The sequence below is a fragment of the Amycolatopsis silviterrae genome (assembly GCF_042684085.1).
In the GTDB taxonomy this organism is placed as follows: Bacteria; Actinomycetota; Actinomycetes; order Mycobacteriales; family Pseudonocardiaceae; genus Amycolatopsis; species Amycolatopsis silviterrae.
Map to the genome: position 1 here is coordinate 88,492 of NZ_JBHUKS010000029.1, position 10,193 is coordinate 98,684.

Sequence of the window (10,193 nt, forward strand, 5' to 3'; positions counted from 1 at the left end):
TGGGTTCCTTCGACGGCGAGGGGAGACCGGGATGTCCGAGGAGCTGACCACCGCGGAACTGTTCGACGCGATCGGTGCCAGGTACGAGGAGGCGTTCGGCCATCGGCCGGTGGTGGAAGCGGCGATGCGGGAGCTGCTCGCGGTACTGCCGCCGTCAGCGCGGGTGCTCGACGTCGGCAGCGGGACCGGCCGCCCCGCCGCGGCTGAGTTGGCTGCCGCCGGACACCGGGTGACTGGGATCGACGTGTCGGCGGAGATGGTGCGGATCGCGCGCGGGCAGGTGCCATCGGCGGAGTTCGTGCAAGCCGACGTGCGGGAATGGGAGTCGGACCCCGGGACATGGGACGCGGTGTGCGCGTTCTTCTCGTTCGTGCAGCTGCCGCGCGCTGAGACGGAGCAGGTCCTCGGCCGCATCGCCGGATGGTTGGCGCCGGGCGGAAGGTTCGCGCTGGTCACGGTACCCGCCGACATCGAAGATGTGCCGATCGACTTCCTCGGCCACTCGATCCGGGTGACGAGCTTCCCGGCGGACGCCCTGGCCGACCGGGTGCGCGCGGCCGGGCTGGAGGTCACCGGGACGCGGGCCGAGACGTTCGAGCCGGACAAACCCGGGGCGGAGCCGGAGGAGCACCTGCTGATCCTGGCCCGCAAACCCGTCTGACCGGATTCGGAAAAAGCGCCGCCGACCACGGGATCGTGAAATACCTTCAGTGGCCCGGACGGGCGGAGGGAAAAACGGGACGGCATTTTCGCGCGGTCCGGGTGAACACGCCGGGAATTGCGCGGAAAATGCCGTCCCTCCCGTTCGGTGCGGCCGGTTCGGTGGTCAGCCGAATGACACCGGGCCGCAGCCGGACGATTGCCGGACATTTGCCGGATCAGCGGGCCCGCTCGCCGCGGCGAATGCGGGCCGCCGATTCGCTTGACCGGATGTACGCCGGATCGGCGGGTCTGCTTGCCTCGGCGGACGCTAGCTGCCGATTCGCGCGGCCCGTGACTGATGCCCGCGGCTCCTGACTTGAGCGGTTCGCTTGCCGCCAGCCGACTTTCGCCGCTGACCGCGGTTGCCGACGCGCACGTTTCGGCCGCCGCCAGCTGACTTCTGCCGCGGACTGCGGGTGCCCGCGCGGTTCGCTTGCCGTGGCCGACTTCCGCCGCTGGCTGCGGTTGCCCGCGCGACTTGCTTGCCGCGGCTGACTTCCGCGGCTGGCTGCGGCCCGTTGATCCGCGCGGATTGCTTGCTGCGGTTCGCTCCGATCGCTGGCCCGCACGGTTCGCTTGCGGCGATCCGTCTGGGCGGCTGTCCGCTGCGGCTGGCTTCCGCGGCCGACTCAGGCCGCCGCCGCGCGCGGTTGGCTTGCCGCAGCCGATTCGCGCGGCCGTCGGCGGATGCGCCCGGCGCGAGGACTCCGGCCGGAGCCGCCGTCGTTACTGCTGGTTGCCCCACTGCTGCTCGCCCTGCTGGCCGCCCTGGTCGCCTTGGCCGTAATCGCCTTGACCGCCCTGGTCGTAGCCGCCCTGCTGGCCTCCTTGCTCGAAGCCGCCTTGCTGCCCGCCCTGGCCGAAGTCCTGCTGCCCGCCTTGCTGGAAGCCGCCCTGGCCGCCCTGGTCGCCCTGACCGAAGCCGCCCTGCTGGCCGCCTTGGTCGAAACCGCCCTGCTGACCGCCCTGGTCCTGCTCGCCCTGCTGCCCGCCGCCGAAGCTTTCCTTCAGCTTGTCCGCGCCCTGGCGGATCTGGTCGCCGTGCTGGCCGCCCGTTTTCTCGTCGACGAATTCGGCGGCTTTGTCGACGCCCTGGCCGACCTTGTCCTGGTTGTTGCCCGCGAATTCCTGGATCTTGTCCTTGGCCTGGTCGAAAAAGCTCATCGAAATCCTCCTTGATCTATTCGTGACACATGGATACCAGGCGGGTACCCGGCTGACGCGGCGGCGAGACGCCAGTCCCCGGTTCGGGTGAGGCGCGGCGCCGGTTCTGCCCGGGTCGGGCCACGGGTGGGTTACCCCACACGCCCGGGCGCGGGCCCGACCGGCCGGTAGGGTCGCGGCGGCACAGGCACCGGAGCCGAGGAGGGCACGTGGCGGGACCGTTGAGCGGGCTGAAAGTCGTCGAGCTGGCCGGGATCGGGCCCGGGCCGCACGCCTGCATGGTGCTCGCCGACCTCGGCGCGGACGTCGTCCGGGTGGAACGGCCGTCCGGGTCGCTCGACCTCAGCGGCGGCAAGCCGGACCCGCTGCTGCGCGGCCGCCGGTCGGTCGCGGCGGACCTCAAGACCCCCGAGGGCCGCGAACTCGTGCTGCGGCTCGCGGCGAAGGCCGACGTGCTGGTCGAGGGCCTGCGCCCGGGCGTCACCGAACGGCTCGGCGTCGGCCCGGACGACTGTTTCGCGCGCAATCCCCGGCTCGTCTACGGCCGGATGACCGGCTGGGGCCAGGACGGCCCGCTCGCCCAGCGCGCCGGGCACGACATCAACTACCTCGGCCTCACCGGCGTGCTGCACGCGATCGGCCGCGCGGGCGAGCGTCCGGTGCCGCCGCTCAACCTGGTCGGCGACTTCGGCGGCGGGTCGATGTTCCTGATCGCGGGCGTGCTCGCGGCGCTGTGGGAGTGCGGCCGGACCGGGCGCGGCCAGGTCGTGGACGCGGCGATGGTCGACGGCGCGAACGTGCTGTCCCAGATGATGTGGGCCTTGCGCGGCCTGGGTTCCTGGTCCGACGAACGCGGCACGAACCTCCTGGACGGCGGCGCGCCGTTCTACGACACCTACGTCTGCGCGGACGGCCGTTACGTCGCCGTCGGCACCCTCGAACCGCAGTTCTACGCGGCGCTCCTGAACGGTCTTGGCCTCGCCGGGGAAGACCTGCCGCCGCAGCTGGACCGCGACGGCTGGCCGGCGCTCCGCGCCACGTTCACCCGCGCCTTCCTCAGCCGCACCCGCGACGAATGGACCGAGGTCTTCGACGGCACCGACGCGTGCGTCACGCCGGTGCTCTCTCCCGACGAGGCCGCCGACCACCCGCACATCGCCGCGCGATCCGGGCTGATCACGCTGGACGGGATCGTCCAGCCCGCTCCGGCGCCGCGGTTTTCCCGCAGTGCGACAGGGGTGCCGTCAGCACCGCCGGTGCCGGGCGCGCATACGGAAGAGGTGCTGGCCGAGTGGGAGTCGTGAGCGGCAATCCCGGTTAGAACCGGGATAAACACTCACGAGGCCCTAAGCCGCACCGGCAACGTCACATGCCCGTTGGTGATAAACGACGGCACCGGCTTCAGCTGGTCCCCAGGCCGAGCCAGCGCCAGCTCCGGGAACCGTGCGAACAACGCGGGCAGCCCGAGTTCCGCTTCCATCCGGGCGAGCTGCGCGCCGAGGCAGTAGTGCACCCCGTGGCCGAACGCGAGCGTCGTCTTGTCCTTGCGGGACAGGTCGAATTCGTTCGCGTCCGGTCCGTGGTGGCCCTCGTCGCGCCCGGCCGGGCCGAGCGACGCGAGAATCGGGTCGCCCTCGTGGATGGTCGTGCCCTCGACCTTGATGTCCTCCAGCGCGAACCGCAGCGGCAGGTGCGAAAGCGGCGACTGCCAGCGCAACGTCTCGTCCACCACGTCCGACCAGGTGCGCGTTCCGTCCAGGACCTGCCGCAGCTGCGCGGGATGGGTCAGCAGCGCGGTCACGGCCTGGTCGAGCAGGTTGACCGTCGTCTCGTGCCCGGCGGTGATCACCAGGATCAGCGTGTCCACCAGCTCCGCCTCGCTGAGCCGGGAGCCGTCCGTGTCGCGGGCGGTGATGAGCGCGGTCGCCAGGTCGTCGCCCGGATCGGCGCGCCGCTCCGAGACCAGGTCGGCCAGAATTCCGTACAGCAGCTCGACATTGGCGGTCGCCTCTTCGGCGGTCGCGGTCGTCGCGAAGATCCCCGCGACCGCGGTGCGCAGGCCGGGCCGGGCTTGTTCGGGGACGCCGACCAGCCGGCAGATCACCTCGATCGGCAGCCGGTAGCAGTACTGTTCGCGCAGGTCGGCTTCCGCCGGTCCGGCGTCGAGGTCGGCGAGCAGGCCCTCGACGATCTCCGCGACCACCGGGCGCAGCGCGGCGATCCGGCCGGGCGCGAAAGCCTTGGACACCAGCGAACGCAGCCGCCGGTGCTCCTCGCCGTAGGCGGTGAACATGTTCTGCACCGAGACCCAGATGGCCAGCGGCCAGTCGGCGCCGATCTCGCCGTCGCGGTAGGCGGGCCAGTGCCGCCGGGCGTCCTTCGACACCCGCGGGTCGGCGAGCAGGCTGCGCAGCAGCGGCAGGCTGGTGACCGACCAGGCGAGCACGCCGCCCGGCAGTTCGACGACGGTCAGCGGCCCGCGTGCGCGAAGCCGGGCTCCCTCGCCGTGCACGTCCGGCGCCGCCGGGTCCAGCACGAAGGGGGTGACGGCGTGGTCCATCGGAACTCCTCGCGGCCCGATGGTCCACAAAGGACGGACGATGGGGGAGGTGTCCTCGCGGCCACCGGGTCCGGGAAAGAGCGTAGCGCGGCTAAGGATCGGCCTGCCCGGCTTGAGGGGTGGTCCGGACCAGCGGAGAGAAGGGGTTGACGTCAGCCGTCGGCGCGCTTGCGGTGCAGCGAGAACCGTTCGAAAACCGACAGTTCGCCGGTCGGCTTGTTCACGTTGTAGTAGGTCACGTGCAGGGTCGTGGCGCCGCCAGGACGGCGTCCCGGGTCCACGGTGAACGCGGCGAACCCGTAGGGGTGGTCGAGGTCGCGGACCGCACTCCACACCGCTTTCTCGCGCACGTAGGTCGGTTTCCGCTTGCCGGTGGCCGGATCCCGCTTGTCCGCGACGGCGGTCAGCACCTTTCCGGTGCCGTCCTTGAAGAAACTGCCGTTGGTGGTGCCCGAGACGCCGCCTCCGCCGAGAATCATGTGGACGGTCCCGTGTGTCGTGTCGATGTGGTCGGTCGCGTCGGACACCGGGTTCGGCGTGAGCGTCTCGCTTTCCGAGAGCACGCCGCGCACAGCGAGGGAACGTTCGTAGTCGTGCTCGTGTCCGCACAACACCAGGTCGACGCCGTAGCGATCGAACAGCGGGCCGTACTTCTCGCGAAGGCCGAGGTCGGCGCCGTTCGCGTCGGAGGTGCTGATCATGACCTGGTGCATCGCGACGACGATCCAGTCCACGTCGCGCGCCGCCCGCGCCGCCGCGAGTTCCTTCTCCAGCCAGGCCAGCTGGCGGCCGCCGGAGTAGCCGTTGACGTAGACGTCGCCGCCGTCCTGCAGGCAGTTGTCGTCGTTCTGCAGCACGATCACCCGCACCGAGCCGACGGTGAAGCCGTACCAGAGGCCGGCGAGTTCCGGGTCCGTTTCGGTGGACGGCAGCTGGAAGTACGCCTGGTAGGCATCCAGCCCGATCGCGCCGTTCTGCTTCTCGATCTCGTGGTTGCCCGCGGCGGGCATCCACGGCCGGTAGCGGGCCGAGCGGGTGTTGTTGGTGAAGAAGTTGTTCCAGGTGCGCACGCGGTCGACGTCGAGGTTGGCGTAGCAGAGGTCGCCGTTGAGCAGGTGGAACAGCGGCGCGACGGTTTCGATGCCGGTCACGATGTCCTTCGTCGCCGGGGTGGAGAAGAAGTCGAGCGCGGGCGCGCCCTTGAGGTCCCAGGTGACCTGCGGCGCGGACTGGTCGCCGAAGCTGGTGAAGGTGAACGCGGACCGGCCGCTGGGCGCGGTGCGGAAGGTGCCGGCGTCGGGCGTCGCGCCCTCGTGCTGGGCGATGTAGAGGTACTCGGTGTTCGGGCAGAGGCGGTCGATCTCGGCGTGGTGTACCCAGACCGTGCGGTTGGAGGTGCCGTCGACATAGCTGCGGGTGACCGCGGGCGCGTACGAGCCGAAGCCGGCGTCGAGCGTGCCGTAGAGGACGCGAGGGCGGCGGACCGGACCGTCGGTGAGCCACGAAACCACCATCTGCCGCGCCGGATCGCGGCCGAACGTGAGATGCAGACCTTGCACCGGTGTCGCGCCGCCGCCCGGGGTTGGCGCGAGCGGGGCGGCAGTTGCCGTACCAGAGCCGAGCAGTGGTACGGCGGCGCTTGCGCCCATTAGGCCTAATGCTCCTCGACGGCTGACGGTGTTGGACATGGCGGCGGCCTCCTCCGGCTCCCAGGCGGAAGCGAAGCTATGCTGGCCGCACGGCCCGCCGATGAACGCGAGCTGTCCGGGGCGTGAAGTGTCGCCCGGGCCGGCTCCGGTTCGTTCCCTTTGCCGGGAAACGGATTCCGGACTGTCCGAAGTGGATTCCCCCGGCTTCGCCTGATCGATTCAGAACCCTTCTGCTAGCCTCCGTTGTGACGTGCGGCTCGCCGTGGTGCCGCCAAGCTGTCCGGAGCGCTTCACGGAGCGTTCGCTGAGTGCTTCGGCTGGAACCTCCGAGGAGCGTTATGACAGGCATCGTCCGGGTCCGGGGCCGTGAGGTGCTCGACAGCCGGGGCAACCCGACGGTCGAGGTCGACGTGGTGCTGGCGGACGGGTCGGTGGGCAGGGCGGCGGTGCCGTCGGGGGCCTCCACCGGCACGCGCGAGGCCGTTGAGCTGCGGGACGGCGACGCGAAGCGGTTCCACGGCAAGGGCGTGCGCAAGGCGATCGACGCGGTGAACGGCGAGATCGCCGAAGCTGTGGCCGGCATGGAGGCCGAGGCGCAGGCCGACGTCGACCGCGCGCTGATCGCCCTCGACGGCACCGAGAACAAGGCGCGCCTCGGCGCGAACGCGACGCTCGGGGTCTCGCTGGCGGTGGCGAAGGCGGCCGCCGCGGCGAACACCCTGCCGCTGTACCGGTACGTCGGCGGGGTGTACGCGCACCTGCTGCCGATGCCGATGATGAACATCATCAACGGCGGCGCGCACGCGGACAACCCGATCGACTTCCAGGAGTTCATGATCGGCCCGGTCGGCGCGGAAACGTTCGCCGAGGCCGTGCGGATGGGCTCCGAGGTGTTCCACACGCTGCGGAAATCGCTGCACGAGGCGGGACACAACACGAATGTCGGAGACGAGGGCGGGTTCGCGCCGCAGCTGGGGTCGGCCGACGAGGCGCTCGAGTTCGTCGTCCGCGCGATCGAGAAGACCGGTTACGAGCCGGGCAAGGACATCGCGCTGCTGCTGGACCCGGCGGCGTCGGAGTTCTACCGCGACGGTGTCTACGACTACACCGGCGAGGGCCGCAAGCGCAGCATCGAGGAGCACGTCGCGTACCTGACCGAGCTGACCGAACGCTTCCCGATCGTGTCGATCGAGGACGGTCTCGCCCAGGACGACTACACCGGCTGGAAGCAGCTGACCGACGGCATCGGCGACCGCGTGCAGCTCGTCGGCGACGACCTGTTCTGCACGAACGTCGAGATCCTGCGCGACGGCATCAAGCGCGGCATCGCCAACTCGATCCTCATCAAGGTCAACCAGATCGGCACCCTGACCGAGACGCTGTCCGCGGTCGACACCGCGCACAAGGCGGGCTACTCGGCGGTCATGTCGCACCGCTCGGGCGAAACCGAGGACACGACGATCGCCGATCTCGCCGTGGCGACCGGATGCGGCCAGATCAAGACCGGTTCGCTGTCGCGGTCCGACCGCACGGCGAAGTACAACCAGCTGATCCGCATCGAGGAGGAGCTGGGCACCGAGGCTCGCTACGCGGGCTGGGACACCCTGCGCTGAGCTTGTCTTTTTCGGGGCGGCCCGGGTTTTCGCCCGGGCCGCCTTTTTCTATTTCTTTGCTTTGAGCACCATCGCCAGTGCCGTGAAGCCCGCACTCACCCAGAACGCCGCACGCGCATGCGCCGCGTCCAGGACCACGGCCCCCGCCACCGCAGGCCCGACCACCGCCCCGAGATTGAACGCCGTGGTCGCGATCGCGCCGGCCACCCGCGGCGCTTCAGCGCTGGCGGCAGTGACGATCGCAGCGATCAACGCGGACCCGACACCGAACGCCATCGCCCCGGCGACCAACGCGGCGACGATGAGCCCCGGAAGACTCTGCGCCGCGAAAAACGCCGCCACCCACACGGCGGTAAGCGCGATGGTGCCCGCCTTGAGGACCCTGGGACCCGCCTTGCCCGCAACGGTGACGCCGACAAACGAACCCACCCCGAACACCGCCAGCACGACCGGGACCCATCCCGCTGCCGCCATCGTGCCGAGATAGGTGAAGGCCGCGAACGTCCCGCCATTGACGAGAACCCCCTTGACCACAGTGACCACGACGCGCGGCTGCCTCAGCACCCGCCACTCGCGATACACCGGGGTGGTCGCCAGCGGATCGTCGAACGAGGCCGTCGCCAGCGCCGCGGCGGCCAGCGCGGTGATCGCCGCGATCGCCCAGAACGCGGACTGCCACCCGGCCCACTGCCCGAGCACCGTCCCGGCGGGAACGCCGACGATGCACGCGAGCGTCACCCCGGAAAGCAGGACGGAGGTAGCTCGCCCGACGCCCTCTGCTGGAACGAGCGATCCCAACGCCGCGAGCGAGACGGCGAGAAACCCCGCGTTGGCGAACGCCGCGAGGGCCCGGGTGGCGAGGAGGAGCGGGAAGTCGGTGGTGAGGGCGCCGATGACGTGTGCCGCGCAGAAGAGCCCGAGGAACGCGAGCAGGGCCAGCTTGCGGGGCAGCTTGCTGCCGAGCATCGCCAGCACTGGCGCGCCGACGACCATCCCGGCCGCGAAGAGCGACGTGAGCAGCCCGGCGGTGCCGAGGGAAACGCCGGTGTCGGCGGCGATCTGGGGGAGCAGGCCGGAAAGGATGAACTCGGACGTGCCTTGCGCGAAGACAGCGCTGGCGAGGACGAAGAGAACAGGGGGCAAGGGAATCTACTCCGGGAGATGGTGGCGTCGGTGGGACGCCTGGGGGTGAGGACGGTTTTGGGGCGGAGCGGGGGTGCGTCGGCCGGGGCTGGCAGTGCGCTGGGCTGACCTGGTGTGCTTGCCGTCTGGATGGGCCGGGCTCGATGCGGTGGCACCGTTGTGCCTGGCTCGACGCAGTGGCTGCCGTTGCACCGGGTTTGCCGTGGCGCGACTACCGGGGGCTTTGGCTCGGCGCGGCTGCGTCGGGAGGCCTCCTCAACGACACTGCGGCAAGCGCCTCGCCTGGCGCGGCTCTGCTGAGCAGTGCCAGCGACTGGACCGTGATGGCCACTCGGCTGCGTTGTGGAGGCTGGCCTGCGCACTTTTGCTGCAGTGAGCAGGCTTCCCGTGGCACGGCTGCGCGGTGAGGTTTGCCCGCAGCACTACTGCGGCGAGCAAGCTTCCCGTAGCACGGCTGCGCTGGTGAGGCTTCGCCATCGGCACCACTGCGGTGAGCAGGCCCCCGGACGCGGCTGCGTTGGGGAGGCTTGCCTGCGCACCTCCGCCGCGGTGAGCAGACTTCCCACGGCACGGCTGCGCCGGTGAGGTTTTGCCTGCGGCACCACTGCGGTGAGCAGGTTCCTCTGACACGGCTGGGCTAGGGAGACTCTGCCCGTGGCGATGCAGTGGTGAGCAGGCTTCGCCCCAACGTTGCTGCGCTGAACAAGCCTTCCCAGTGACACGGTCGCCGAGAGCAGGCTTCTCCCTGGCACGGCTGTGCCGAGCGGCTTTTGCCAGCGGCACCACTCGCGGCCTTCGCCGGTGGCGCTGCTGCGGGCAGGCTCCGCTCTGGCGCGGTCCGCTACCAGGAAGGCTTCGCCGGCACGTGGCCGCTGTACGCAGGCTTCGCCTTGGCGCGGTTGGTCGTGGCCAGACAATGCCGTTGGCGCGGCCGCATGAGCATGGCTCGTTGGCTGTGCTGATGGGTTGAGTGTCGTGAGTGTTGATGCCGGTTAGAACCGGCATCAACACTCACGAGAACTTGCCCGCGGCACAGCGCGTTGGCTCGACCGTGCGGTGTGGTGAAGCTTCCGCTGATCAGCTCAGCCCGGGAGTAAACCCGGCACCCGTCACTCCGCCGCCCAGCTTGCGGCTGGGCGGCTACCGTCTGCTGGCCTCCGGCGACGTCATGTTCTGGACCCTACCTTGCCTCGTGCGGGGAGTCGCGCGAAATTCGTTGTCTTGCTGCGCTCAGGGAGTCGCGCTTGGTCTGGTACCTCGATGTGGCTGGGGAGACGCGTGGTTCGTTATCTTGCCTCGCGGCCTCGCGGCCTCGCGGCCTCGCGGCCTCGCGGCCTCGCGGCCTCGCGGCCTCGCGGCCTC

General features: G+C 70.4%; 7 protein-coding genes. 3 read left to right on the top strand and 4 right to left on the bottom strand.

Annotated features, from left to right (window positions below; translation table 11 throughout):
* The first annotated feature begins 31 nt into the window (after positions 1–31).
* Positions 32–661 carry a class I SAM-dependent DNA methyltransferase gene (locus ACFSVL_RS37210; protein ID WP_378311285.1) on the top strand — a complete coding sequence of 210 codons (630 nt, stop codon included), beginning with the start codon at positions 32–34 and terminating at the stop codon, positions 659–661.
* A 767-nt stretch (positions 662–1,428) separates the two neighbouring features.
* Here ACFSVL_RS37210 and ACFSVL_RS37215 read toward each other — a convergent pair.
* Positions 1,429–1,866, bottom strand: a complete 438-nt coding sequence (locus tag ACFSVL_RS37215) for an antitoxin (protein WP_378311287.1) — start codon at positions 1,864–1,866, stop codon at positions 1,429–1,431.
* 209 nt (positions 1,867–2,075) lie between these two features.
* Between ACFSVL_RS37215 and ACFSVL_RS37220 the strand changes: the two genes are divergently transcribed.
* On the top strand, positions 2,076–3,170 hold the full coding sequence (locus tag ACFSVL_RS37220) for a CaiB/BaiF CoA transferase family protein (RefSeq protein ID WP_378311289.1): 1,095 nt from the start codon (positions 2,076–2,078) through the stop codon (positions 3,168–3,170).
* A 32-nt stretch (positions 3,171–3,202) separates the two neighbouring features.
* Here the strand turns inward: ACFSVL_RS37220 and ACFSVL_RS37225 are convergent, their stop codons facing one another.
* Complete coding sequence (locus ACFSVL_RS37225; protein ID WP_378311291.1) at positions 3,203–4,426, bottom strand: cytochrome P450 family protein; 1,224 nt, start codon at positions 4,424–4,426, stop codon at positions 3,203–3,205.
* 152 nt (positions 4,427–4,578) lie between these two features.
* Positions 4,579–6,075 (bottom strand): purple acid phosphatase family protein, encoded by a 1,497-nt coding sequence (locus ACFSVL_RS37230; protein WP_378311293.1) that lies wholly within the window; start codon positions 6,073–6,075, stop codon positions 4,579–4,581.
* A gap of 338 nt (positions 6,076–6,413) precedes the next feature.
* On the opposite strand from ACFSVL_RS37230, the gene eno reads away from it, so the two are divergent.
* Positions 6,414–7,688: a phosphopyruvate hydratase gene (gene eno, locus ACFSVL_RS37235; protein ID WP_378311294.1), complete on the top strand. Its 1,275-nt coding sequence runs from the start codon at positions 6,414–6,416 to the stop codon at positions 7,686–7,688.
* 48 nt (positions 7,689–7,736) lie between these two features.
* Here eno and ACFSVL_RS37240 read toward each other — a convergent pair whose 3' ends face one another.
* On the bottom strand, positions 7,737–8,831 hold the full coding sequence (locus tag ACFSVL_RS37240) for an MFS transporter (protein WP_378311295.1): 1,095 nt from the start codon (positions 8,829–8,831) through the stop codon (positions 7,737–7,739).
* Positions 8,832–10,193: the final 1,362 nt, after the last annotated feature.

What these genes read in the sequence shown, in the direction of transcription:
- ACFSVL_RS37210 (WP_378311285.1), top strand. Translation starts at nt 32, where the DNA reads ATGTCCGAGGAGCTGACCACCGCGGAACTGTTCGACGCGATCGGTGCC.
- ACFSVL_RS37225 (WP_378311291.1), bottom strand. Translation starts at nt 4,426, where the DNA reads ATGGACCACGCCGTCACCCCCTTCGTGCTGGACCCGGCGGCGCCGGAC.
- ACFSVL_RS37215 (WP_378311287.1), bottom strand. Translation starts at nt 1,866, where the DNA reads ATGAGCTTTTTCGACCAGGCCAAGGACAAGATCCAGGAATTCGCGGGC.
- ACFSVL_RS37230 (WP_378311293.1), bottom strand. Translation starts at nt 6,075, where the DNA reads ATGGGCGCAAGCGCCGCCGTACCACTGCTCGGCTCTGGTACGGCAACT.
- eno (WP_378311294.1), top strand. Translation starts at nt 6,414, where the DNA reads ATGACAGGCATCGTCCGGGTCCGGGGCCGTGAGGTGCTCGACAGCCGG.